26 protein-coding genes are annotated in these 25563 nt (G+C 58.4%); 21 read left to right on the top strand and 5 right to left on the bottom strand.

What is annotated here, in order from left to right:
• Positions 1-72 precede the first annotated feature (72 nt).
• The 4 genes from P3C29_RS07840 to P3C29_RS07825 all read left to right on the top strand — a co-directional run bounded on the left by P3C29_RS07840 (position 73) and on the right by P3C29_RS07825 (position 3370).
• Positions 73-936 (top strand): ABC transporter permease, encoded by an 864-nt coding sequence (locus P3C29_RS07840; RefSeq protein WP_275964238.1) that lies wholly within the window; start codon positions 73-75, stop codon positions 934-936.
• A gap of 1 nt (position 937) precedes the next feature.
• Positions 938-1705, top strand: coding sequence for an ABC transporter ATP-binding protein (locus P3C29_RS07835; protein WP_169388856.1), 768 nt, complete (start codon positions 938-940; stop codon positions 1703-1705).
• Positions 1698-2678 carry an ABC transporter substrate-binding protein gene (locus P3C29_RS07830; protein WP_275964237.1) on the top strand — a complete coding sequence of 327 codons (981 nt, stop codon included), beginning with the start codon at positions 1698-1700 and terminating at the stop codon, positions 2676-2678. Before P3C29_RS07835 ends, P3C29_RS07830 begins: the two co-directional genes overlap by 8 nt.
• Positions 2679-2746: 68 nt before the next feature.
• The gene (locus P3C29_RS07825; protein ID WP_275964236.1) at positions 2747-3370 is read left to right on the top strand and encodes a hypothetical protein; all 624 of its coding nucleotides are present in this window, start codon (positions 2747-2749) and stop codon (positions 3368-3370) included.
• Here the strand turns inward: P3C29_RS07825 and P3C29_RS07820 are convergent.
• From P3C29_RS07820 to rfaH, 3 genes are all read right to left on the bottom strand, one after another.
• Positions 3322-3669 (bottom strand): hypothetical protein, encoded by a 348-nt coding sequence (locus P3C29_RS07820; RefSeq protein WP_275964235.1) that lies wholly within the window; start codon positions 3667-3669, stop codon positions 3322-3324. The two genes, P3C29_RS07825 and P3C29_RS07820, sit on opposite strands and share 49 nt — an antisense overlap.
• On the bottom strand, positions 3666-3974 hold the full coding sequence (locus P3C29_RS07815) for a phosphomannomutase (RefSeq protein WP_237151027.1): 309 nt from the start codon (positions 3972-3974) through the stop codon (positions 3666-3668). Before P3C29_RS07815 ends, P3C29_RS07820 begins: the two co-directional genes overlap by 4 nt.
• 119 nt (positions 3975-4093) lie before the next feature.
• Positions 4094-4603: a transcription/translation regulatory transformer protein RfaH gene (gene rfaH, locus P3C29_RS07810; protein WP_201124534.1), complete on the bottom strand. Its 510-nt coding sequence runs from the start codon at positions 4601-4603 to the stop codon at positions 4094-4096.
• A 233-nt stretch (positions 4604-4836) separates the two neighbouring features.
• Here rfaH and P3C29_RS07805 point away from each other — a divergent pair, with 233 nt between their 5' ends.
• From P3C29_RS07805 to P3C29_RS07725, 17 genes are all read left to right on the top strand, one after another.
• Positions 4837-5277 (top strand): low molecular weight protein-tyrosine-phosphatase, encoded by a 441-nt coding sequence (locus P3C29_RS07805; RefSeq protein ID WP_169389399.1) that lies wholly within the window; start codon positions 4837-4839, stop codon positions 5275-5277.
• A gap of 44 nt (positions 5278-5321) precedes the next feature.
• Positions 5322-7550, top strand: a complete 2229-nt coding sequence (locus P3C29_RS07800; RefSeq protein ID WP_275964234.1) for a polysaccharide biosynthesis tyrosine autokinase — start codon at positions 5322-5324, stop codon at positions 7548-7550.
• Between the two features lie 127 nt (positions 7551-7677).
• Positions 7678-8949, top strand: a complete 1272-nt coding sequence (locus P3C29_RS07795; RefSeq protein WP_275964233.1) for a DUF6369 family protein — start codon at positions 7678-7680, stop codon at positions 8947-8949.
• Complete coding sequence (locus P3C29_RS07790; protein ID WP_275964232.1) at positions 8946-10406, top strand: oligosaccharide flippase family protein; 1461 nt, start codon at positions 8946-8948, stop codon at positions 10404-10406. Before P3C29_RS07795 ends, P3C29_RS07790 begins: the two co-directional genes overlap by 4 nt.
• Positions 10403-11554 carry a polysaccharide pyruvyl transferase family protein gene (locus P3C29_RS07785; protein WP_275964231.1) on the top strand — a complete coding sequence of 384 codons (1152 nt, stop codon included), beginning with the start codon at positions 10403-10405 and terminating at the stop codon, positions 11552-11554. The genes P3C29_RS07790 and P3C29_RS07785 overlap by 4 nt, the downstream gene beginning before the upstream one ends.
• 18 nt (positions 11555-11572) lie before the next feature.
• Complete coding sequence (locus P3C29_RS07780; protein ID WP_238535543.1) at positions 11573-12418, top strand: polysaccharide lyase; 846 nt, start codon at positions 11573-11575, stop codon at positions 12416-12418.
• On the top strand, positions 12419-12961 hold the full coding sequence (locus P3C29_RS07775) for an acyltransferase (protein WP_275964230.1): 543 nt from the start codon (positions 12419-12421) through the stop codon (positions 12959-12961).
• A 53-nt stretch (positions 12962-13014) separates the two neighbouring features.
• Positions 13015-13977 (top strand): glycosyltransferase family 1 protein, encoded by a 963-nt coding sequence (locus tag P3C29_RS07770; RefSeq protein WP_010171920.1) that lies wholly within the window; start codon positions 13015-13017, stop codon positions 13975-13977.
• A 35-nt stretch (positions 13978-14012) separates the two neighbouring features.
• Positions 14013-14468 (top strand): polysaccharide biosynthesis protein, encoded by a 456-nt coding sequence (locus P3C29_RS07765; protein WP_275964229.1) that lies wholly within the window; start codon positions 14013-14015, stop codon positions 14466-14468.
• Positions 14469-14945 (top strand): glycosyltransferase, encoded by a 477-nt coding sequence (locus tag P3C29_RS07760; protein ID WP_201124528.1) that lies wholly within the window; start codon positions 14469-14471, stop codon positions 14943-14945.
• Positions 14946-14999: 54 nt separating this feature from the next.
• Positions 15000-16427 carry a mannose-1-phosphate guanylyltransferase/mannose-6-phosphate isomerase gene (locus P3C29_RS07755; RefSeq protein WP_275964228.1) on the top strand — a complete coding sequence of 476 codons (1428 nt, stop codon included), beginning with the start codon at positions 15000-15002 and terminating at the stop codon, positions 16425-16427.
• Positions 16428-16439: 12 nt separating this feature from the next.
• Positions 16440-17783, top strand: a complete 1344-nt coding sequence (locus P3C29_RS07750; RefSeq protein WP_201124526.1) for a UDP-glucose/GDP-mannose dehydrogenase family protein — start codon at positions 16440-16442, stop codon at positions 17781-17783.
• A 180-nt stretch (positions 17784-17963) separates the two neighbouring features.
• Positions 17964-18248 (top strand): hypothetical protein, encoded by a 285-nt coding sequence (locus tag P3C29_RS07745; protein WP_275964227.1) that lies wholly within the window; start codon positions 17964-17966, stop codon positions 18246-18248.
• Positions 18249-18335: 87 nt separating this feature from the next.
• Positions 18336-19448, top strand: coding sequence for a polysaccharide export protein (locus P3C29_RS07740; RefSeq protein ID WP_201124525.1), 1113 nt, complete (start codon positions 18336-18338; stop codon positions 19446-19448).
• A gap of 14 nt (positions 19449-19462) precedes the next feature.
• Positions 19463-20122, top strand: a complete 660-nt coding sequence (locus P3C29_RS07735; RefSeq protein WP_032881964.1) for a YjbF family lipoprotein — start codon at positions 19463-19465, stop codon at positions 20120-20122.
• The gene (locus tag P3C29_RS07730; protein WP_275964226.1) at positions 20119-20886 is read left to right on the top strand and encodes a capsule biosynthesis GfcC family protein; all 768 of its coding nucleotides are present in this window, start codon (positions 20119-20121) and stop codon (positions 20884-20886) included. Before P3C29_RS07735 ends, P3C29_RS07730 begins: the two co-directional genes overlap by 4 nt.
• Positions 20883-22973 (top strand): YjbH domain-containing protein, encoded by a 2091-nt coding sequence (locus tag P3C29_RS07725; RefSeq protein WP_201124523.1) that lies wholly within the window; start codon positions 20883-20885, stop codon positions 22971-22973. Before P3C29_RS07730 ends, P3C29_RS07725 begins: the two co-directional genes overlap by 4 nt.
• A gap of 282 nt (positions 22974-23255) precedes the next feature.
• On the opposite strand, the gene P3C29_RS07720 is transcribed toward P3C29_RS07725, so the two are convergent.
• Both P3C29_RS07720 and P3C29_RS07715 read right to left on the bottom strand, forming a co-directional pair.
• Positions 23256-24650: an undecaprenyl-phosphate glucose phosphotransferase gene (locus tag P3C29_RS07720; protein WP_242487090.1), complete on the bottom strand. Its 1395-nt coding sequence runs from the start codon at positions 24648-24650 to the stop codon at positions 23256-23258.
• Between the two features lie 220 nt (positions 24651-24870).
• Positions 24871-25560, bottom strand: coding sequence for a winged helix-turn-helix domain-containing protein (locus P3C29_RS07715; protein ID WP_029615957.1), 690 nt, complete (start codon positions 25558-25560; stop codon positions 24871-24873).
• Between the last annotated feature and the right edge of the window lie 3 nt (positions 25561-25563).

Here is a 25563-nt window from a genome sequence, read left to right as displayed (position 1 = left end):
AGGTTTTTTATGCGAATAGCATGAAACCGCAGCGGCGCTCCTGGCCGTGTTCTTGATGAGGAAGGAAGCCCGATGACTGAAAAGTCCTTTAACGCCAGTTCGTTTTCCGTCGACAAGGCCGAGGGTCACGCCGGGGTTGCATCCCGGTTGATTCCGCGCGGGCTGCGCAACTGGCGCACCCCCGACGTGCTGCTGCGCCTGGTCAGCCCGATTGTGTTGCTGCTGCTGTGGGAGCTGGCCTCCGAGCTGGGCTTTATCCCGGCGCGGGTCATCGCCGCGCCGTCGCAGATTGGCGGCACCTTGTGGGCAATGATCGTCTCCGGCGAGTTGGGCAAGCACTTGCTGGTGTCCCTGCAACGGGCGCTGCTGGGCTTGAGCATCGGTGTGAGTATCGGGGTGGTGGCGGCGCTGATCACCGGGCTGTCCAGGCGTGGCGAGGTGATCCTCGACTCACCGATGCAGATGCTGCGTACCATCCCGTCCCTGGCGCTGGTGCCGTTGTTCATCCTCTGGTTCGGCATCGGCGAGTTCACCAAGATCGCGCTGATTGTCACCGGCACCACCTTTCCCGTTTACCTCAATCTGTTCGCCGGCATCCGCAACATCGACCCCAAATTGATCGAGGCCGCCAACACCCTTGGCCTCAATCGTCGCGAGCTGATCTGGCATGTGATCCTGCCGGGCTCGCTGCCGTCGTTTTTTGTCGGCCTGCGCTATTCCCTGGGCATCTCGTGGCTGGCCCTGGTGTTCGTCGAGCAAATCAACACCACCGCCGGCATTGGCTACCTGGCCAGTGATGCGCGCGACTTCATGCGCACCGACGTGATCGTGATCTGCCTGCTGATCTACAGCGTGCTGGGCCTGCTGATCGATGGCTTGATCCGCACCCTGGAACGTTTTGCGCTGGCCTGGCGCCCATCGTTTGTGAGGAACTGACATGTCGACTCTCGAAGCTTCAGCAGCACCGGTGCAGTTGCGTAATGTGGTGCGCCAGTTCGGCCAGCAGCGGGTCATTGATGGCCTGGACCTGGACATCGCCCCCGGGGAGTTTGTCGCGCTGCTGGGCGCCAGCGGTTCCGGCAAGACCACCTTGCTGCGCAGCCTCGCGGGCCTGGACAGTATCGACAGCGGCCAACTGCGCGTGCCCAAGGCTCGGGCGGCGGTGTTCCAGGAGCCCCGGCTGATGCCGTGGAAGCGCGCCTGGAAAAACGTGATCCTCGGCCTGCGGGTGCCCGACGCCAAGGCCCGTGCGGTGCAGGCCTTGACGGAAGTCGGGCTGGCCCATCGGCTGGAGGCGTACCCCGCAACGCTGTCCGGCGGTGAGGCCCAGCGCGTGGCATTGGCCCGTGGCCTGGTGCGCGAGCCCAAGCTGCTGTTGCTGGACGAACCCTTCGCCGCCCTGGATGCGCTGACCCGCATCAAGATGCATCGCCTGATCATCGAACTCTGGCGCAAACACACGCCGGCCGTGTTGCTGGTGACCCACGACGTCGACGAAGCGATCCTGCTGGCCGACCGTGTGATCGTGCTGGCGGATGGCAAGATTGCCGAGCAACTGAGCATTGATCTGCCCCGCGCACGGGACACCGGGCAGGACGGTTTCCAGGCGATTCGTGCACGCTTGCTGAGCCTGCTGGGCGTGGAGGTGGACGCCCCGGCCGCACAGCCCGCCAGTGCCACCGTGCGGCGGTTTGCCCATGGCTGAGTTCAGAACGGTTTTGCTGCTGGCAGCGGCGCTAGTGATGGGCGGCTGCGACAAAGTCGCCGAAGCCCCTGAGTCCGCTTCGGGCGTGACCTTGATCCTCGGTGACCAGGCCAAGGGCTTGCGCACCGTGGTGGAGGCCTCTCACGCCCTGGACGGCATCGACTACAAGGTTCAGTGGGCCAACTTCCAGGGCGCCGCGCCGCTGTTCGAAGCGTTGCGCGCCGGCGCCGTAGACCTCGGCCCGGCGGGTGATACGCCGGTGCTGGCGGCCGCGACCGGGGGCACGCCATTGCGTATCGTCGCCGTGCGTCGCAGCCAGGCACGGAGTATTGCGATCCTGGTGCCGCCCGATTCACCGATCCACAGCGTGGCAGACCTCAAAGGCCGCAATGTGGTGGTCTCGTCCGCCCGTGGCAGCATTTCCCAGTACCTGTTGATCCGCGCCCTGGAGAATGCCGGCGTGGATGAAAAGGACGTCAACGTCGGCTTCGTCCTGCCCACCGATGCGTTGCCCGCGTTCAATGCCGGCAAGATCGAAGCCTGGGCTACCTTCGGGGTGTATCAGGCGTTCGCCGAGCAAAAGGGCGCGCGGGTGCTGATCAGCGGGGAGGGCATCAACACCGGCCTGACCTTTATCACCGCCTCCGATGAGGTGCTGGCCGACCCGCTCAAGCGCAAGGCGTTGAGTGACGTCCTGCAGCGTTTCGCCAAGGCCTTCGAGTGGGCGCAGCAGAACCCCGAGGAATACACGCGGGTGTTTGCCAAGGTCAACGATATTCCGCTGGAGGTTTCACAGTTGCTGCGCAAATGGGGTGATGAGTCGCTGTTGCCGGTCGAGGAACGGGACGTGCAGGCGTTGCAGCAGGTGGATGATTTGTTTGTGGAAAAGAAGATTTTCCCGCACCGGGTAGAGGTGCAGGCATTGACCGATACCGAGGTATTTTCGCCGCAATCGTTGGCTGCCGCGCCCTGAAGTCGTTGTGTTTTGCCCGGGTCTGAGGTCTCATGGGCCCGGGAAAACTTGCGGGTAGGGAACAGCACGTGATACGGGAAGAACTTGCGCAATACGGCGGTATCACCGTCATGATTCCGGCCGCCGTGGTGATCGCCGTCTGGCTCTGGTATTCCCGGCCCCAGGCGGTCAAGTGGTGGCTGATGACGATCGCGTGCACCTATTCCATCGTGGCGTTCAGCAAATTGCTGTTCAAGGGCTGGGGCGTGTCGCTCCAACACCTTGATATTGCCGTGCTCAGTGGTCACGCCATGAATACCTCGCTGATGGTGCCTGTGGCAATGAGCCTGGTGGCGCGCCGCATCAATCCCGATTGGCGCTGGCCCGCGGCTATCGCCGGGATGTTGGTCACCGGCTGGTTCAGTGCGTATTGCGTCGCACCCTATATTCATCCGCTCAACGAGGCGCTGGCCGGTGGCTTTTTGGGCGGGATGGCGGCGCTGGCGTTTCTATGGCGCCTTGAGGTGGTTGAGGTGCGGGTTTCCCCGTCGTTGATCGGTGGGGGAATGGTGATTCTGTTGTTAAGTGCGATGGTGCCCAAGTACAACGCCGAGAAGCTGCTCAACCATGTGGCCGTCGCCGTTTCCGGGGCCGACCAGGCCCATCAGGAGCCTTCCTGGCGGGCCGCTCCCATGCCGCTGAACGCCGAGTAAGTGGCCAGGTCCATGGCCATGTTGCTTTCCACCAGCAGCCCCAGCAGCATTGTCTGGGAGTTGAAGCGCCGGGCATCGCCACGGCGCTGAGCACGCTTCATCTGCTTGAACAGCGTATCGGTAATGTCCAGCGGCGAGTTGCCGCGCAAATGATCCAGCCAGCGGGACATGACCTGGGTGTTGCGCGCATAGTGCTCGGTCGGCAGGTGTTCGTTGGGCGCCAGGCCCACAAAACCTTCAAAGGCGGTGGTTAGCCCCTTCAGCGCATAGGCACGTTTCAAATCCCCATAAATGCTCATGGTCGCTCCTCGGTGCAGGAGATATTGGCCAGTAATTCGGCGGTCTTGACCTGCATGAAATGGCTGTCGCCGCGGCTTTCCACACACAGGCAAACGGACAGGGGATTACTCACCTGTAACTTGAAGCGCCAGTCGGCGAATACCATTGAAAGCCCGGCACCGGATTCATCGCTGTCCAGCGAATGGCTGGCGTATAACACCTGCATGCGTTCTACAACGGTGGTTGAACTATTAACGTTGACGTGGATGTTTCCCGAAGAAGGAAACAGGCCGATACGCTCTACCAATAGCTTTGAACTTTTCATGGCTGTTCCTCGCTGTTTATTCAGGTATTACTCTATTCTGAAGAGGCGAAAAAGTAAGGCGATGTTATTTTTAGTCTGTTAGTAAGTTGATGGTTATTTTTGGTCTGTTTAGCGGGATATCAGCAAGTTTCCTGAACTCGGCTGACGTCGGTTAAAGGCAAACTGATGCGCTGTTCCCGTTGCAGGAAGTTCATCAGCAACACCACCCGTTGTTCACCGTCCATGGCCAGGAAGACCGCCTCCAGTTCGGCAAACGGGCCTTCATGGATACGCACGCTTTCGCCCGGCTTCAGCAGGGTGGCCACCACGGCCTGATGGTCGCGCTCCTGGAGTTCGTCCACCAGCGCATCGCTGATGGGCAGCGGGTGCGCGCCGAACCCGACGACCCGCGACACCCCGCGGGTCGAACGCAGTGAGCTCCAGCTGTCCTGCAGGCTCATTTGAATAAACAGGTACCCGGGAAACAGTGATTCGCGGGTGGTCCTTCGCTGGCCCTTCAACAGCCGTTCGCGTTTATAGGTAGACCGGAAGCAGGTATAGCCCTGGCGCTGCAGATGCTCCTCGGCGCGCTCATCCTGCCGGGATTTGCACTGGACCAGATACCAGGCCTTATTGGCATTTGCGCTCATGGGGCGTCCCTCTGTCTATATAAAACGATATGGCATGGTTGTTTAATTTAAAGCCGATGAACGCTGCAAAGTCACGAATGTTATAAATTGTCTGGTTAGTCGTACATAAAGCCGGGTGCTGTTATTTTTCGTCCAAAGATAATTTTGGGTGAGGTCAAAGTTCCGTGGTACTAAATACTGCCGTGAAGTTACTAGTTGTTTCATGGGTAATGGATGCCCCGGGGAATATCGCCTTGTTTAAAAGAGTGTTGATTGTCTGTATTGGCAATATTTGCCGTAGTCCCACCGCGGAAAGTCTTTTGCGTGGCGCACTCGCGCGCTCCGATATCAAGGTCAGTTCTGCAGGTATTGCCGCGTTGGTCGGCAAGCCGATTGAAACCACCGCGCGTGCGGTACTCGAAGCCCATGGCCATCCAGCCGACGAGCACCAGGCCACCCAACTGGCGCCACAGGCGATCAGCGACGCCGACCTGATCCTGGTGATGGAACGACAGCACATCAGTGCCGTACTCAGCATGGCTCCCGAGGCACGAGGCAAGGTCTTGCTGCTGGGGAAATGGCAAAACGAGCGAGAGATCAGCGACCCCTACCGTCAAGGGAAAGCTGCTTTTGTGCACGCGTATGCGTTGATCGAAGAAGCCGTAAACGCATGGGCGCAGCGTCTCGCACGCTGATCGCCACTACTTTTTGAATCGAAATAAGGCTAAGAATCCGACTTATGCAGCAAGCGCCAGCAGTCACCGCACGGGAAGACGAAAACGAGGAGATCGATCTCCTCGGTCTGTTTGGAACACTGATCGACCACAAGTGGTTGATCGCCGCGGTTACCGGCGCCTTTATGGTGACGGGCGCCGCGTATGCGGTGTTGGCGACCCCGGTCTACCAGGCGAGTGCCCTGTTGCAGGTCGAGGCGAAAAAGAACGACTTGCTGGGCTTTTCGGATATCGGCGGCATGCTGGGCAAGGAGTCTCCCTCGGCCACCGAGATCGAGCTGATCCAGTCCCGCTACGTGATTGGCAAGACCGTCGATAACCTGAAACTCGATATCGTCGTGCAGCCGATGTACTTCCCGGTGGTCGGTGAATTCCTCGCGCGCCGCTTCCAGAAGAGCAATCCCGGTGCACTCGCCGAGCCGTTGCCGGGCCTGGACAGTTTTGCCTGGGGCGGCGAGTCGCTGAAGATCTTCAAGCTGGATTTGCCGGACGGGCAACTGGGCAAGAAGTTGACCCTGACCGTGGGTGACAACGCGCATTACACCCTGGTGGATGAAGATGACCAGGTGCTGGCAGCCGGTGAGGTCGGGCAGCCGTTCGAGCAAAATGGCGTCGCGTTTCAGATTGAAGAGCTGCGGGCCAAACCCGGCACCCGTTTCCGGGTGATCCGTAATGCGCGCCTGACCAGCATCCTCGACTACCAGGAGAACCTGGATGTGGTCGAGCGGGGCAAAGAGTCGGGCATGATCGGGCTGGCGCTGGAAAGCACCGACCCGGACCAGGCGATCAAGATCCTCAATCAGATCGCGGCCATTTATGTGCGGCAAAACGTCGAGCGCACCTCGGCTGAGGCGGCGCAGAGCCTGGCGTTTCTCAAGGAGCAACTGCCGGAGGTCAAGAAGGACCTGGAGAAAGCCGGCAAGGCCTTGAATGAATACCAGACCCGCAGCAAGTCGGTGGACATCACCCTGGAAACCAAGGCCATCCTCGACCAGATCGTGGGGCTCGATACCAGCATCTCCGAGCTGAAGCTGCAGCAGGCCGAGATGGACCGCAAGTTCACCCGCCAGCATCCCGCGTATCGGGCGTTGTTGACCCAGATCGGCGAGTTGACCAGCAAGCAGCAAAGCCTGGCGAGCCGGGTAGAGAGCCTGCCTTCCACCCAGCAGGAACTGCTGAGCCTGACCCGGGACGTCGAGGTGGGTACGGCGATTTATACCCAGCTGCTCAACAAGTCCCAGGAGCTCGACGTGATGCGTGCGGGCACCGTGGGCAACGTGCGGCTGATCGACACCGCCGACGTCAATTACCTCAAGCCGATCAAGCCGAAAAAGATCCTGATCGTGCTGATCGCGACCCTGCTGGGCGGCTTCCTCGCGGTGGCGCTGGTGCTGCTGCGCAAGGCGCTGAACCGGGGTCTGGAAAGCCCGGAAGCCATCGAGCAACTGGGCTTGCCGGTGTATGCGTCGATTCCCTACAGCACGTTGCAAAAGGTCGAGGAAGACAAAATCACCCGGGGGCGTGGGCGTACCGATGCGGGGTCTTCATTGCTGGCCATCAGTCACCCCACGGACCTGGCGGTGGAGGCCTTGCGCAGTTTGCGCACCAGCCTGCACTTCGCAATGCTTGAGGCGCCGAATAACCGGATCATGATCTCGGGCCCGAGCCCCGAGGTGGGTAAAACCTTCGTCTCGGTCAACCTGGCGGCGGTCATCGCTCAAACCGGGCAGCGCGTACTGTTGATTGACGTGGATATGCGCCGGGGCTACCTGCACAAGGTGTTGGGTGTGTCCGCCAAGGATGGGCTGTCCGACATCCTCTCCAATCAATGCACGCTGGAAACCGCCATTCACAACACCGGGATTGAAAACCTCGACCTCATCAGCCGCGGGCAGATACCGCCCAATCCTTCTGAGTTGCTGATGCATCGCAACCTGACTGAGCTGTTGTCCCAGGTCAGCGAAAGGTACGACCTGGTCATCCTCGATACGCCACCTCTCCTGGCGGTGACCGACGCGGCGATCGTGGGACGGCAATCGGGGACCAACCTGATCGTCACGCGCTACGGCTTGAACCCGGCCAAGGAAATCGAACACACCATGCGCCGGTTTGCCCAGAACGGCATCGTGCTGAGGGGCGCCATTTTCAACGGGGTCGAGAAGAAAGCCTCCGCCAAATATGGCTACGGCAACTACGGGTATTACCAGTACGAGTACCAGGCTGATCGAAGCTGATTCAAGTCGTTACGCACCATCGTCCCAGGACGTATCAGCAGGATAGACGTCACGTTTTCAGGAAATGAACGAAAAATCCTGGGGCGGTAGCGTGCCAAATTCAAATCAGCATAAAGAATACCCAGCCATGTTTTACCTGTTATCTCTTATCGCGCTGTCAGCGGGTTTGCTTGCCGTCAAAAGCCCAAAGCACTCAATCGTGCTGTTTGGGGTGATGCTGTCGGTGATTCCTACCGGCAACTCCTACAGCGAAATAATCTCGCTCAAGGGCATCTTCTTCTTTGACTTCTACATCGTGGGCGGGCTGGGTGCGTTGCTGATCAGGCAGGTGCTGACGCAGAAGAGCCAACTGACGGCGCCGGGCGCGCTGCTTTTTGGCTGCGGACTGTATGTGGTGTTACTCGCCTTTGGCCTGCTGGAGTCCTCGAACAAGTACCTGCTCAAGGATGTTCGGCCTTTCATCATGATCCTGTCGTTTATCGTGCTGGCGAATATCGCGACCCTCACCGCGAAAACCCTGAAGCTGAAAACGGTTCTGATGCTGTTGATCGCGATGAGCGCATTCAATGTGCTGGACATCGCGTGGCTACGGTTGGGGCTGTACAAGTTTCAGGACGTCTATTACGAAGAAAACGCCTATCGATACCTGGATGGGGGCACCTACGCAGCCGTTGCCTACCTGATCTATTACTTCATCGATCCACGGCTGTTTGACCAGCAAAAAAAGCTCGCACGCCTCTGCCTGGCGACCTCGCTTATCTGTCTGTTTATCGCCAACTCGCGGTTCATTTTTGTGTCGGTGTTTGCGGCGATCATCATTCACCAATACCAAAAGCCTGCGCGCATGATCGGTGTCGCCCTGGCAGGGGCGGTGGTGCTGATGGCGTTTATCGGCATCAGCACTATGATCGGTGCCGATCGAATCAATGACGGCTTGTCGTCTGAAGGCATGGCCGCGCAACTGGCCACGCGCTTCAGCCCCGCGCTGGAGTTGATCCGGGGCATGAACCCCATGCATTACTTTGTGGGGTTGGGAGCAGGGACGCCGTTCGAGATTCCCTGGTTTGAATACCGTGGCCTGGATGACAAGAACTCGAATATCGACAGTGCCTACCTGACCTACTTTGTTAAGTACGGGCTGATCGGGTTGTACCTGTTGTATGTCTTCATCACCTCGATTACCCAGCACATGAACAGCCGGGTGGCGGTCTCGATCGGCATCTTCCTGGGGGTGATGTTCATCGTGTCGGCCACGCCTTATCAGCCGTACGCCATCGGCATCGCGTATGGCGCCATTGTCCTGCGGGTGTGTGCCGAACACACCGCCAGGCAACGCAAAAAAATCCTCAACCCTCGCCAGCCGCTGATACCCACGCCCCTGCAGGTGAATGCCGGATGAACAGCACACTGTTGAAAAAATTCGTGTCCAGTACGGCATGGAGCTTCATTTCCGCCGTCGCCACCAAAGTGTCGGTGGTGATCACCGGCATCCTGGTTGCGCGTGTATTGGGCGCGCAATCGTTTGGCGAGTACGGCCTGATCCAGAGCGCGATCGTGATGTTGGCCAACGTCACCGCCCAGGCCACCACCACGGCGACGGCCAAGCACATTGGGCAGTTCAAGGACACCAGCCCCGAGAAGACCGGCAGGGGCATCGCGCTGACGCTGATTTTCTCGATTTTTTTCAGCGCGATGATCATCGGGACAGCGCTGTTTTTCCCGGATTTCTTCTCCAGCGTCATCCTGGGCACAGACAGCCTGAACGCGGCGTCGCTGATCGTGTTGTGCACCATCACGCTGATTATTTTGTCGGGCTGGACCCAGGGCTGCCTGACCGGCTGGGGGCAATACCGCTCGATTGCGACGATCAACGGAATCATCGCCATCGTTGCGATCCCGGCCACGTACGGCCTGACCATCCAGTTCAGGCTTAACGGCGCGCTGCTGGGGTTGGCCGGGTCTCAATTGATGATCGTGTTTTTCAGCGCGCTGGCGTGCTGGAAAATACTGAAGGCGCAGAACACCACGCTGAGTTTCAAGGGCGCGATTGCAGAAAAGCACGCGGTGCTTTCGGTTGGCCTGCCGGTGTTGTTGACCGGGTTGATGGTCGCGCCGATGAACTGGTTCGCGAACAAGTTATTGGCGCAAACCACTAACGGACTTGCCGCCCTCGGCATGTACGCCGCCGCCATGCAGTGGAACGCGATCTTTTCCCATGTTTCCGTGGTACTGGGCTCGGTACTGGTGCCGATGCTGGCCGCCGCGCTGGGCGGCAAGAATCGCAAGTTGGACGCCTTGAACTTCCTGTCGGGCTGGTTAGTGGTGTTGGTGATTATCCAGCCGGTGATCATGTTTCCCGAGTTATTGGCGAAGCTTTACGGGAGCAGTTTCCTGGGCCGTGATTTTGAAGTGACGTTGGTGCTGGTGATTCTTGGCTCGCTGCTCAGTGCCTTCAAGTCCGGCATTTCTAGAAAGATGATCGTGATGAACCTCGCCTGGTTCAGCGTCATGAGCAACGTGCTGTGGGGCCTGTTATTCATCGCCGGGGCCTTCTGGCTGCGGGAAGAGGGCGCCGTCGGGATTGCCAAGGCATTCATTGGTTCCCAGTTCATCCACTTCCTGCTCGGCCTGCCTTATTTCGTCTACAAGAAAATACTCCCTTTGGAGTTGCTGGTTTCTCCCAGGATATTGATCTTGTGGACATTGCCTTTTGTCAGTTTTATCTCAAGTGCCTACGTTGAAAGTATGGTCTATCGATTGATGATACTGGCGTTGATATTTATCTACATTCTCGCAACAACGTTCGCTTTGAATACCGTGTTTAACGACCCCGTGGAAAATGGAAGCCCAGCATGAATGTCAGCAAAGTATATATCCGGGGGGCATACGGTCCTGGTAATTTGGGTGATGACGTATTAATGCTCTGCGTTATCAATATTCTGAAAAAACGCTTTAAAGAATCGGATATTGCCGTGGGTGTCGATCATCCGGAGATCGCCCGGAACTTCAACCCGCGTATCAAGTGGCTGCACATCAAGGAGCCGGTCAAGGCCGACCTGGTGGTGCTGGGGGGCGGGGGCCAGTTCTTCTCGTTCATCCCGCCGGCCAAAGCTGTCACCGCCCGTCAGGGCATCGTGGCGAAGCTGCACAAGAGCCTCAAGGCGCAAACCGACCTGAAGTCCACGCTTCTGCGCTTGTATGTAGGCATGCGCGGCGGTGTCGACAGGATCTATTTCCACCGTCGCCTGGCGGCGTTCTGTATCGGCCTGGGCCCGTTTGATGGCGGTGGCAAGTTGCTCGACCGCGCTGTCAGCGTGATCAATCGCTGCGACTACATCTCCGTGCGGGACGGCACCAGCCAGCAGCATTGCAACACCTTCGGCAAAACCGACGTCGAGGTGTACACCGACCCGAGCCTGCTTTCCGAGCTGTGGATCTCCAGCAAAGACCTGGAGATCGGCAGCCTGAAGAAGGGCAAGTACCTGTCCTTTATCCTGCGCGACTGGCCCCACGACGCGAACGGGCAGCAGTTCATCAAGGCGATGGTGCAAGCCGCTGAAGAGCTGGCCAAGCGCGGCGAGCAGGTGCGCCTGGTCTCGCTCTACAAAGAGCGGGACCAGCACCTGATCGACAAGTACCACCGGTTCGAATGGTTGTGCTGGGACGCGGCTGGCGACACCCCGGAAACGTTCATGGCGAAATTGATTGTCGAGTCCGACGTGATCATCAGCGCCCGTGCACACGGCGTGCTGCTACCGGCTTCCCTCGGGTTTCCCACCATCGCCGTTGCCATCGAGAACAAGCTGAAGAAAGTCCATGAAATGTTGCCTCAAGGCACCCGGTTGGTCAGCACCCCGGACGCTGAGGTGATCATGTCGACCATCAGCGAGTTCAGGCAATCCAAAACGCAGATGGCCGAGCACCTCAAGCAGGAGATCGCGCAGCGGTCGTCCCTGGCACAAAAAGCGGTCGACGACTTTTTGAAGTGGGTCGATGAAAAATAGAGTTGAGGGGCAACCGACGTGAAAAAGACAGCCTCGACGCTACTCACTTTGGCGTTCGCTTTGCAGATGGCTGCGAGCGGCGCATCAGAGACTAACGACCGTTGTGAGCAACCCATCAAAAACATCTATCCGTCACTGCCGGATGTGTCACAGATGCTCAAAGGTCCGCAGGCGCAGAACAGCATTAAGGGCAGCGCCAATCTGACGAACAAGGCCTATAGCCAGAAGATCAAGGACATCGCCGTGCACTTTCCGGCCGGCTCGTACGACCCGGGTTCGATGGTGCGCCTGGGTTTGCCCTATGGCGGCATTGAGTTCAAGTCGCCGCTCCCGCAACCCGGCCGGGAATGCCTGGTGCTGACCTATGAGTTGAAGTTCGACAAGAATTTCAACTTTGTAAAAGGCGGGAAACTTCCGGGCCTCTACGGCGGTACAGCCAATACCGGCGGGAAAATACCTAACGGCCATGATGGTTTTTCCACGCGCTACATATGGAAAGAAAAGGGCGCCGGCGCCATTTATGCCTATCTGCCCACCAGTAAAACCTGGGGAACGGCTGTAGGCCTGGGTTCCTGGATCTTTACGGTCGGGCAATGGCATACGTTGGAGCAACTGGTGAAGTTGAATACGCCGGGGGAGGCCGACGGCGTGATCTCCATTTGGTACGACAAAAAACTGGTGCACACCGAAACCGGGCTGACGTTTAGAGACACCCGGGATATCACCATCGATGGTTTGCTGTTTTCGACGTTCTTCGGTGGGAATAATCCGTCGTTCGCCACGCCGGTCAGTACCAATATCCGCTTCCGGAATTTTGTGATGAGCTCGCAGCGCGTGACGGATACAGCAGGGCAGGGTGAGTAGATGAAGAACCTCAAACTGAATATCAAGAAGGCCGCCCTTGCCTTCTTCAACACGCTGCTCAGCCTCGCCCTGTTTTTCAACGTGCGACGTTCACTCCTGCGGGCCACAGGGTGCCAGGTGGGCGCAAACACCACGGTTCACCGCAAGGTGGTTTTCTTCTCGTTCGGCAACTGCGCGATCGGCAAGAACTGCACGATCAATTACGGCTGCTACCTGGATAACCGCGCGGGTATCCGCATTGGCGACAACGTCAATATTTCCCACAACACCCGGATTTATACCCTGGGCCACGACATCGATGACCCGATGAGTTGCCTGGTGGGAAAACCCGTGGTGATCGAAGACGACGCCTGGATCTTTCCCAATGTGATGGTGATGCCCGGCGTCACCATCGGGAAAGGCGCGGTGGTGTATCCCGGCAGTGTGGTGACGCGCAGCGTTGAAGCCTATTCGATCGTGGGCGGCAACCCGGCCAAACCGATTCGCTTTCGAAATAAAAACATTCTGTACCGCGCCGACTTTCCTGTCTGGTTTGCCTTGTAAAGCACCCCGCGTGCCCACCCTTATTTATGCAGGATTCTTAAGTGAAATCATTAATGATTGCATGGATTGGCTATCAACGACGCGCCGATACCATGAAGCAATATTGGGCGTATGACATTCTGCATCTGCCCAACCGGTTCAAGAAAAAGTCTGCACGGCCCCTGGACTATTTGATCAAGTCGTTCAAAACCCTCAAGACGCTGTTGGTCGGTTCGCCCGAAGTGCTTTGGGTGCAACTGCCGCCGAGCCCGGTCCTGCATATAGCGCTGGCCTACAAGTGTGTATTTAACCGGCGCCTGAAGATTATTGCCGACGCCCACAACAGCCTGTTGCGCAAACAATGGATCGGCTTCCCGGGAACCGTGGCCCTGCTGAATCGCATTGATGCGGTGGTCGTGCACAACTTCAAAGTCAAAGAAGAATTGGCAAGCCTGGGCGTCAAGGAAGCCAGGCTTTTTATTCTGGAAGACTTGCCGTGCGACTTTCCGGTGCCGCCCGCCAGTGAACGCGAAACACCCTATGTGCTGTTTCCCTGTTCGTTTGATATCGATGAGCCGATCGAGGTTGTGATCAACGCCGCCAGGGAAATGCCCGGTGTCGACTTCCTGATCACCGGCAAGCACCAGGGCAAGCTCTCCGAGGAACTCGTGGCGTCACTGCCCGGGAACATCAAGCTGACCGGCTTCCTCAGCAAGGCGACCTTCGAGCAGTTGCTGTGCCACGCGAATGTGGTGCTCGGACTGACCACCCGCGACAACGTGCAGTTGAGCGTGGCCAACGAAGCGGTCAGTGCCGGCAGGCCAATGGCGCTTTCAAACACCACGGTCCTGCGCTCGTTGTTTTCCGAGGCGGCGGTGTTCGTGGACACGATGGACCCACTGTCCATAAAGGCCGGTGTTTCACAACTCATCGCCCATCAAGAAACCTATAAAGAAAAGTCAGCCTTGCTGAAAGCCAAGCGGATAAGCCGTTGGGAAGGGCAGGCTCAATTGTTGAAGACTGCCGCAGCTATTTAATTATGTTTATTAGTTCTGACAGGAAGGGAACCGTCATGAGTCAATCAAGTGATGTTTTGTTGATTTGTTCTGGAGGTGGGCACTGGGTGCAAATGAGTAAGTTGCTCCCGGCCTTCGACGGTCAAAAAGTTACCATTGCCACCGTCGATATCAGCATTGGTTCGCAGTATCCATTGCATGACTTTGCGCAAGTCCCGGACTTTAACCGCAGTGAGCCCATGAAGATCATCAAGGGGTTTTGCCAGATCTTCGCGATCGTCTACCGCAGTAAAGCCAAATACGTTATCTCCACTGGTGCCGCTCCCGGTCTGCTGGGGTTGATCGCCGGAAAACTCATGGGCAAAAAGACCCTGTGGATCGACAGCATCGCCAACCCCAAGAAACTCTCTTTGTCTGGCCGTATCGCTGTTTACTTTGTCGATGAGTTGCTGACCCAGTGGCCCACGCTTTCGCAAAACAGCCGGGCCCAATATAAAGGGAGGATTGTATAAATGATTTTTTGCAGCGTTGGCACTCAAGCACCGTTTGAAAGAATGCTCGGCTACTTGAATGAATGGAGCCATGCAAACCCCCAGGTCCCGATTGTGGCGCAGGTGGGCAACAACGAAAACGACCTGGGCCGCATTACGGCGTACAAGACCATTGCCGAGCCGCTCTTTTCCAAGAACTTCAACGCCTCGAAAGTGATTGTTTCCCATGCGGGCATGGGCAATATCATTCGTTCCCTTGAGCTGGGCAAACCCATCGTTATCGTCCCGCGCGATAGCCGGCGCGGTGAACATATCAATAATCACCAGTTCGACACCGCCGAGAACTTCTCAGACCTGCCGTCTGTGTTTATCGCCCACGATAAAGACGCTTTCTTTTCGGCGATTGATTCGGCCCTTAACTACAGCAGCGCAGAAAGTTCATTGGACTTTACCGAAAGAGATCGTTTGATCAGTTATGTAAAGTCGTTCACCTCTTAAGTTTCGGCTGTTTGTCAATACGCTCTTATTGCCTTTAATCATCGAGTAATCGCTATGATCCCAGTTATATTGTCTGGCGGCTCAGGCACGCGCCTGTGGCCGCTTTCAAGAGCACTTAAGCCAAAGCAGTTTATTGCCCTGCACGGTGACTTGAGTTTGTTTCAGGCCACGTTGGAGCGAATCAAGAACCTGTGCATAGAGGGCGAGAACGTCCGCCCTCCGATCATTGTGTGTAACGAAGAACACCGGTTCATCGTGGCCGAACAAAGCCGATCGCTGGACGTGATTCCGCAGAAAATCCTCCTGGAACCCACCGCCCGAAATACCGCCCCGGCGATTGCGGCCGCGACGCTTTCGGCGCTGGCGGACGGGGACGATCCGATCCTGCTGGTGCTGGCGGCAGACCATGTCATCGGCGATACCGACGCCTTCAACGCAGCGTTGACGTCGGCCACGGCGGAAGTCAACAAGGGCAAGATCGTCACCTTCGGCGTGGTGCCCACCAAGCCGGAGACCGGCTACGGCTATATCCGTACTCAAGCGGCTGCGGTCGACGGCGCGGCGCACGTCGAGGCCTTTGTCGAAAAGCCTGACCTTGGGACCGCACAAGGCTACCTGGCCCAGGGTAACTACTTCTGGAACAGCGGCATGTTCATGTTCCGCGCCTCTGTCATGAAGGCTGAGCTGGAGCGCCTGAGCCCGGACATCATGGTGGCCGCCGAACTGTCCCTCTCCAACGCGGCGCATGACCAGGATTTCACCCGGCTCAACCAGGTGGATTTCGTGAACGCGCCCAACGTGTCGATTGATTACGCGGTGATGGAGAAAACCGATATTGCCTCGGTGGTCATCCTCAACTCGCCATGGAGTGACCTGGGCGCCTGGGATTCGGTGTGGGAAGCGGGCGCCAAGGATGCCCATCAGAACTGCACCCAGGGTGACGTGTTGCTGCAAGACGTCACCCACAGTTATGTGCACGCCAGCCACCGGCTGGTCACGGTGGCAGGGATCAGCGATGTGGTGGTGGTCGAGACCGCCGACGCGGTCCTCGTGACCACCAAGGACCATGCCCAGGACGTCAAGAAGATCGTCACTGAGCTGACTGAAAAGCACCGGATCGAAAGCGCGAGCCACCGCGAAGTCTATCGGCCGTGGGGCAAATATGACTCGGTGGACCAGGGCTACCGCTACCAGGTGAAGCGCATCACGGTGAAGCCGGGGCACAAGCTGTCTGTGCAGCTTCACCACCATCGGGCCGAGCACTGGATCGTGGTCTCCGGCACCGCCAATGTGCAGATCGCCGACAAGCAGGTGCTGCTCACCGAGAACCAGTCCACCTACATCCCGATCGGCGTTGTGCACTCCCTCGAAAACCCGGGACGCATCCCGCTGGAGCTGATTGAAGTGCAATCAGGTTCCTACCTCGGCGAAGACGACATCATCCGCTTTGAAGACCGCTATGGCCGCCTCGAGCTTGTTTAAAGGAGTATTGAAATGAATGTAACTGTATTTGGAATCGGCTATGTGGGTCTGGTGCAGGCGGCGGTATTGGCTGACGCGGGGCATGAAGTCTGTTGTGTCGACATCGACGCCACGAAAGTCGAGAACCTCAAGAGCGGCATTATCCCGATCTACGAGCCTGGGTTAAGCGCGCTCGTCCAGAAGAACCATGATGCCGGCCGCCTGCATTTCACCACCGACGCCGCCCAGGGCGTGCGTCATGGCGAGGTGCAGTTCATCGCCGTGGGCACGCCGCCGGATGACGACGGCAGCGCCGACATCAAGTACGTGCTCTCCGTGGCGGCGACCATCGCCCACAACATGACCGAGCCGAAGATCATCGTGAACAAGTCCACAGTGCCGGTGGGCACGGCGGACAAAGTCCGGGCGAAAGTGTCCGAGGTGCTGAAGTCCCGTTCCCTTGAGGTGGAGTTTCACGTCATCTCGAACCCCGAGTTCCTCAAGGAAGGTTCGGCGGTCGCGGACTGTACACGTCCCGACCGAATCATCATCGGCAGTGACAGCAGCTACGCCGTGGACCGCATGCGGGAGCTGTATGAGCCCTTCAACCGCAACCACGAAAAAATCATCACGATGGACATCCGCAGTGCGGAGCTGACCAAGTACGCAGCCAACTGCCTGTTGGCCACCAAGATTTCGTTCATGAACGAAATGGCCAACTTTGCCGAACGCCTGGGCGCCGACATTGAAGCCGTGCGTAAAGGCATTGGTTCCGACCCGCGGATCGGCTACGACTTTATCTACCCCGGCTGCGGCTATGGCGGCTCGTGCTTCCCGAAAGACGTGCAAGCCCTGGAGCGCACCGCGTCGTCGATCGGCTACCAGGCAACCCTGTTGTCGGCTGTCGAGGAAGTCAACAAGCGCCAGAAGCAGCACCTGTTCGGGCATATCCACCATCACTTCGGTGGGCAACTGGAAGGCAAGACCTTTGCGATCTGGGGCCTGGCCTTCAAGCCCAATACCGATGACATGCGCGAAGCCTCCAGCCGCGTATTGATCGAACAGTTGCGCAGCGTAGGGGCCAGGATTCAGGCGTTCGACCCGGAAGCCATGGCGGAAACCCAGCGCATCTACGGCATGAACGAAGACTTGCTGCTGATGGGCACCAAGGAAGCCGCGTTGCAGGGTGCCGATGCGTTGGTGATCGTGACCGAGTGGCGCGAGTTCAAAGCCCCGGACCTGGACTTTATAAAAGAAAAACTGAGTACGCCGGTGATCTTTGACGGCCGGAATATATTTGATCCGCACCGCATGAAAGCCAATGGTTTCGAGTATTACGGTATCGGTCGCGGATTATCAGTGCGGCCAATCATTTGAACCTGACGATTATTAACATTGGTGGTTTGCCGTATCCACAAGTGAGATGATTCCTGAGAGGCTAATTGCATGATCCGGCAGGATCTATATGCAGTTTTCATGGCCTGTTTTATCTCCGTTCCATCACTACTCCCTTATTGCAAAGTTGTATAAGGGGTAAATATCGAGAAGGAGTCTGATATGAAGCAATTACTGTTGGCCGGCTTGCTGGCTTTCACAAGTACTGCGGCACTGGCGGCGGGTGAAGTCGCCGGCGCAGCGGTGAGCGATACGGCCGGCGCAGGCGAGTCCCTGTCGTTGAGCACCCCGGTCGTGGGCGGCGTGACGCTTGGTGAAACCGTGGGGGTCGGCACGGCTGTTGTCGGCGCTGCGGCGGCTGCTTCCAACTCGGGCGGCAGTTCCAATGGCGGTACTTCCGGCACCGGCGGCACAACCGGCACAGGTGGTACCACCGGTACCAACTAATTAACCCGCAATGTGTGTTGTTCAAGATCACTCAGAACTTTCTGGGTGATCTTTTTTAGACTCGCCCTCGACTAGCGTAGTGCCATTATGATTCGTAGGTTACCTGTTCTTTTGCTGGCAAGTATCAGCTTGCACGGCTGCATGTTTTCGCCTGGTCAACACATGGACACCGGTCAAATGTCCAGTGAGGGTTCTCTCGAAAGTACCCGGGTGGAGTTGATTCCGATCACCCCCAAATTGATCGCCATGGATGCCGCCACGCAAGTGCGTGAATCGGTGCCCTCGGAATTATTGTCTTATGTTCCGGGTGGCTATCGCGTAGGCGCCAATGACCTGTTGTTTATTACGGTCTGGGATCATCCCGAGTTGACGGCACCGTCGGGGCCGCAACAGCAGATTGATGCCAACGGGCGCCTGGTTCGCCCGGACGGCACGCTGTTTTATCCGTATATCGGTAACGTCCCGGTGGCCGGTAAAACCATCGAAGAGCTGCGCGCCTATATCTCCGGACGCCTGGCGCAATTTATTGAAAGCCCTCAGGTTGACGTCAGCGTGCTGCGGTTTGCCAGCCAGACGGTGGTGGTGACCGGTGCGGTGGTGAAAGCCGGCCAGCAGCCGATCACCACCACGCCACTGAGCGCTGTGGAGGCCATTGGCGCCGCGGGTGTCGACCCGACGAATGCCGACCTGTCGGGCCTGACCCTGACCCGCGACGGCCGCGAGTACAGGCTCGACCTGGACAGCCTCAATCGCCAGGGCTCGCAACTGCAGGGCATCTACCTCAAGGGCGGCGACCGGTTGTACTTGCCCTATAACGACCAGAAACGCGTGTACCTCATGGGTGAAGTCAATCAGCCCCGGGCACTGAGTTTCAAGGGCAAGTCGATCAACCTGACCGATGCCCTGGGCACGGCCGGGGGCTTGAACCAGACCACTTCCAATGGCAATGCGGTGTACGTGATTCGTGGCGTAGACAACCTGGAGGCCGAACCGGCCAAGGTGTTCCAGCTCGATGCCCAGTCACCTTCGGCGCTGGTGCTCGCCACGCGCTTTGACTTGCAGCCCCAAGACATCGTGTACGTCGGGCCGGCCGGCGTGACGCGCTGGAACCGCTTGATCAGCCAGCTGCTGCCTACCGCCACTGCCATTGGGCTGGGTGCCAGATCGGCCAATGACCTCAGTGAAGTCAACAGCAGATAAGGCGCTATCCCGTGGTGAAAATTTTGCCTAGCTGCGCCTGTCTGTCGATGGCGCTCTTGTTGTGCGGGTGTAACCCGTTGATGAGAGCGTCGTGGTACACCCTCGAAACGTCCGTCACCGGTCCGGCCTCCATCAACGTGACCCGCGCCCAGGTCGACGCGGTGCCGTATCCGCAGATCCTGGTCACCACCGCCGTCAGCGAAGGGGTGATGGCCATGCCCCGTCGTCGGGGCGACCTGGAGTTCTGGGTCGCCTCCGGCAAGCAAGTGCTGATGATGCGCAACGGCCTGGTGGTGCGCACCGTCGGGCTGGGGGTTTCCCTGGATGGCACCCGCTTCAGTGGCGAGTCGCCGTTCAAGCGCGGCCTCCAGCATCTGCCCGATGGCTATGCCAGCACCCGCTGGATCGACCTCTACGACGGCAACCGAATCGGTCTTGCGGTCAACAGCCGTTTCAGCCCCCACGGTATCGAGACCCTCCGCATTCTGGACAAGGATTACGCCTTGCTGCGCATCGACGAACAGGTGGAGGTGCCCACCTTGAATTTCCGCGCCACCAACCGTTACTGGGTCGATCCGCAGGATGGTTTCATCTGGCGCAGCGAGCAGCATCTGACGCCCCGGCTGGTGTTGAAAATCGTGCAGTTGCGCCCTGATCGGGGGGCCGTCCGGTGAAGTGTTCGAACCTTTTATGCCTTGGGCTGCTGTTGATCGGCCCAGGCGTTGGCCAGGCGGCCGTCACCGTCAGCGGTGATGTGCGCAGCCCCGGCCCATTCGACATCAAGCCCGGTGCGCGCTTGTTGGACGTGATTCGCGAGGCCCAGCCCAATGCCGAAAGCTACTGGTTGGGCGCCGCGTGGCTGCACCGGTCGCAGGCAGGCAAGCAGGCCCGTTTGAAGGCGGGCGTCCTGTTCGACCTGAAACTGCTGCAACGAGGGGCCTTGCTGGATAACAAGCACACGCGGGCGGACTTGAGTGCGCGCCTGTACCGGCAGGTCGAGCAGTTGCCCGTCACCGGCCGCCAGGTGGCCGTGCTGGACCCGATCGCCGTGGAGGCGGGGTTCGCCCGCAACGCGTTGCTCGATGAGGGCGACGAGCTTTTTTACCCCGCAAGACACTCCACCGTTGAGGTACTGGGCGCGGTCGCGCAACCCTGCAATGTGCCGTACCAGGCGATGAGGGAAATCCGGGATTACGTCCGCGACTGCACCGTCCTCGACGACGCCGAGCGCGATGACCTGTGGCTGATCCAGCCCGACGGCCAGGTACGACGTGTGGGCGTGGCGGCCTGGAATCGGGAGGAGGGTGTCGTGGCCGCTCCCGGCAGCCGGATCCTGGTGCCGCTGCGCAGTGATGATCTTGAGACGCCGACCCCTGATCTCAACCAACAACTGGCCGAGTTTTTCGCCACTCAACCGTTGGCTGAGGTGAACCCTTGAATTTACGTTTTGCAGCTGTATTGCTCTTGCCCTGTGGGCTGGTTCACGGTGAGCCCCGTTACACCCAAAATGATTTTGGCGGCGTGGGCCTGCTACAGACTCCCACCGCACGCATGGCCCCGGCGGGCGAGCTGAGCGCCAACGCCAACCGGACCGATCCTTACTCGCGCTACAGCTTTTCCTTGCAGCCGTTCGACTGGCTGGAGGGCTCGTTTCGCTACACCGCCATCAGCAACCGCAAGTACGGTGCCGAGGCGTTGAGCGGAAGCCAGAGCTTCAAAGACAAAGCCATCGACTTCAAGGCACGGCTCTGGGAAGAAAGCCACTGGGCGCCGCAAGTGGCCTTCGGCGCCCGGGACATCGGCGGTACCGGATTGTTTTCCAGCGAATACTTCGTCGCCAACAAGCGTTATGCCAACCTGGATTTCAGCCTCGGCATTGCCTGGGGCTACCTGGGCAATCGCGGGGACTTCAGCAACCCGCTGTCGGTGTTCGGCAGCAAGTTCAACGACCGGCCCAAGAGCACCGCAGTCGTCGCCAGGGCAGGGGACGTGAACTCCAACGCCTACTTCAGGGGCCGTCCTTCGTTGTTTGGCGGGATCGCCTATCAAACGCCGTGGGAGCCCCTGAGCCTGAAGCTCGAATACGAGGGCAACGACTACAAGCACGAACCGTTGGACAACCCGATCAAGCAGGACTCGCCGGTCAATATCGGTGTGGTCTACAAGCTGGCCGACAGCGTTGACCTGAGTGCGGCCTGGGAGCGCGGAAACACCGCGATGTTCGGCATCACCCTGCACACCAACTTTGTCAGCCGCAAGGCGCCGGTCAAGACCTATGACCCGCCCGCCGAACCGTTGCCCGCACGCATGCCGACTACGCCGCCCGACCAGGTCAACTGGGCTAGTGTCGCCGACCGGCTGCAGCAGAATGCCGGCTACAAGGTGGAGCGCATTGCCCAGCGCGGCTCGGAATTGATGGTGTATGGCGAGCAGCAGCGCTACTTCTACTCAGCCAAGGCCGTCGGGCGCGCCAGCCGTATTCTCGACAACAGCGCCAATCAGGACATCGATTGGTTCACCCTGGTGAACAAGCGTTATGACATGCCCATCGAAGAAACCAGCGTACCCCGCGACACCTTCCGCGCGGTGGTGAACAACGAGCAGCCGTTGACGGATCTGCACCGTGCCACCGAGGTCAATCCGGCGATTGCTCATCGGGAAACCACGCTTTACACCGGCAAGCAGGAGCCGTTCAGCTACGGCCTGGGCCTGGGTTACAAACAGAACATCGGCGGCCCCAACGGCTTGCTGTATCAGTTCACCGCCGATGCCGACGCGGAGTACCGGTTTACCCGCAACACCTGGTGGAGCGGTTTGCTCAGCGCCAACCTGCTGAACAACTACGACAAGTTCACCTACGACGCGCCCAGCGGGTTGCCGCGGGTGCGCACCGACCTGCGCCAGTACATGACGACGTCGGATGTGACGATGCCAAACTTCCAGTTCAACCATGCGGCGCGGCTGGACCGGGACCTGTATGGCATGGTCTACGGTGGTTACCTGGAGTCCATGTACGCCGGCGTGGGCGGCGAAGTGTTGTTTCGGCCGGCGGGCAAGCACTGGTCGGTGGGTGCAGACCTGAACGTCGTGCGCCAGCGCGATTTCAATCAGGGCTTCGGCCTGCGTGATTACCAGACCATCACCGGCCATGTCACCAGCTATACAGAGCTGCCCTATGACACCCTGGCGGCAGTCAGCGTGGGGCGTTATCTGGCGCGGGACTGGGGCACCACCGTCGACATCTCCCGGCAGTTCAAGAACGGCGTGAAATTTGGTGGCTGGGTGACACTCACCACCGCCTCGAAGGAAGAGTACGGCGAGGGCAGCTTCGACAAGGGGATCTACATTTCCGTCCCGTTCGACGAGTTGATGAGCACCTCGACGATGCGTCGGGCCAACGTCGTCTGGGCCCCCCTGACCCGCGACGGCGGCGCGCGCCTGAACCGTGCCTACTCGCTGCAGACGATGACCGATGGGCGTGACAGCGAGCTGTTCTACAACAACTTCGAGAAGATCACGGAGTGACGGTGCGGCATTTGCCGACAAGGTTGCTCACTGCCTGGTGCTGAATGCGCCAGGCAGTGAGAAAGCCTTGGCAACACAACGCCAGGTGCAATGTCGGCGAGCAACACTTCCCTGACTTCCCCTCTGTGAACCCTCTACGAATGGCGCGGGCCTGGACGCCCAGGCGTCGCTGTGGGCGTTATCTTTGCGGCTAATGGGGGAGAGTGGCGGGGAGCGAAGACGACGCCCCTGAGGGCGTCTGGTGCCCCGCGTCGCCGTTGCAGCGACACGGGGAAGGGAGGGTCAATAGATGTCTTTGGACAGCAGGGTAAACGGGGTCTTGAAGAGGATCTTGATGTCGAGCCACAGCGACCAGTTGTTGATATAGCTCAGGTCGATATCGACGCGTTTTTGCATCTTCTCCAGGGTCTCGGTTTCGCCACGGCAGCCGTTGACTTGCGCCAGGCCGGTGATGCCGGGCTTGATGCGATGCCGCGCCATGTAGGCGCGAATCTTGCCCGAGTAGTAGTCATTGTGGGCAACGGCATGGGGGCGCGGGCCCACCAGTGCCATATGCCCCTGCAGCACGTTGAATAGCTGCGGCAGCTCGTCGATGGAGGTGCGCCGGATAAAGCGCCCCACGCCGGTAATGCGCGAGTCGTTGCGGCTTGCCTGGCGCACCTCGTGGTCGTCATGTACACGCATCGAGCGGAACTTCCAGACCTTGATCACCTCGCCATTCCAGCCGTGACGGTCCTGCTTGAAAATCACCGGGCCGGGGGAGGTGAGTTTGATCAGCAGGGCGAACAGCAGCAGCAACGGGCTGAGCAGCACAATCGCCAACAGCGCCAGGCTCTTGTCCAGCAGCGACTTGCTCAGTGCCGCGGTCGGGCGACTGGTCAGCGGGCTCTCATTGAGGAAGATTGCCGGCAACCCATCCACCTCGGCCACGCTGTGGTTGAGCAGCAGCATGTTGTTGAGGTCGGGCACCCAGATCACGTCCACGCTGATCTCCAGCAGGTTGAGGTACAGCGCCTCGATATGCGTGGCTTCCTGGAGCGAATGAGTGATGTACAGCCGGCGAATACCGTGTTGTCTGATCAGTGCGGGAAGGTCGGGCAAATCGCCGAGAATCTGCGGTTGAGTACTGGTCTGAGGCAGGACGGTGTCTGGACCTACGAGCCCGACTAAGGGCGAGCGTTTTTGCCGGGCAAGAGTGTTGGCCAAATCGGTGGCAAGTTTTCCCGTACCAATAATCAGGGATTTCTGGCGCTCGTGAAGTTGCCGATGGTAGTACCTGGATAGACTGTGAATCGGAATGTAGCAAAGTGCTAGTATTGGATAGCTGACGGCGGCCCAGAGTAGCAGTATCTCGAAAGGAAACAGCGAGCTGGCATTACATGCGACGCCCACCGCCAACAATATGCCCAGGGTCAATAACCAACCGGTGAATAAACGTCCCAGCCCAACAAAAAAGTCGTCCTTTTTGCTATAGACATCACATAACATGTAGGCCGGGATAGAGGCCAGTATTGTAATGGCTGCCAATATCCGGTAGTGGGACTCCAGTTGTCCGGTCTTGAACAGTACCAGTGAAAACAAAAGTACAACGACCACACTCAAGGCAATAGCCCACTGCCCCCAGAAGGTGAGACCTTTGGGTGTAAGGTTACGATGCATTCTTCTGTTGTTAAGCATACTTCTGCTCCCTGTGGTATCCACTCACGTGCTGGCAGGTTAAAGCGAGGCGTGGTTTTAATGACTATCAAATGGCAGGCGCACGCGTAGGCGTGCGTATTGATAGTAATAAATGGCAGGGAGCAATGGCTGACGACTTATAACGCGGGCATGTTGTTATAAAATGGCAGATAGAAAAGGATTTTAATAGGCAGGGTGAATTGTAATTTTTATGAAATAATTATTGTTCGGCGACGCTGCTGCGACTGCTCAAAGGGCTTTTTATTTTTTGTGTGAGGCAGTAGCCGCGGTTGCGTACCGCTCGGAACAGGCGCTCGCCATCATTGACGCGCTTGAACTTGTCCTGCAGTCGGCTGAGGCACATTTCAAGCCCGCGATAGAGGTCGGGTTCACGCCCGATGTTCCGGATAAGTTCTTCTTTGCTCACCACGCGTTCTTCATGGTGCAACATCTTCTTGATCAGTGCCGATTCAATAGTCGTCAAGGAAATGCGCAGTCCGCCTTTGACCAGTGCCCGGTCTTGTTGGGTCAATAACCACACATCCGGGGTGCGCAAGGCGGGGGTTGAATTAACAACTTCCGCGGGGGTGTTATTAAGATCGGGGCCGCCGGGTTCTGATTTGAGTACGGCAATTTTCGGGTTTTTTGAAGCATCGTAAAGTTGTCGGGTTAGTCGGTTATTGGCCTCATAGAGTCTTTTGGCGGCCACATAATTGCTGAGCCATAGATTGAAATTCTGCTCACTGGTAACGGCGTAGGAACTGGCCGAGGACTCCGCTGTTTTCTCAGCGGTTTCGACCAGCGGGCCGCTGTCGACGTCGTAATGTAAAAATGCCACATTGGGCGTGAAATCATGCAGCGCAATTGACGGGTACGTGGATGTAAATGTGTGTTTCTTGAGAGAACTCATGGC

It is taken from the genome of Pseudomonas sp. 1912-s (genome assembly GCF_029269205.1).
Taxonomy (GTDB): Bacteria; Pseudomonadota; Gammaproteobacteria; order Pseudomonadales; family Pseudomonadaceae; genus Aquipseudomonas.
The sequence above is the reverse complement of the archived record's forward strand: the minus strand, read 5'-3'. Positions and strand labels throughout refer to the sequence as shown.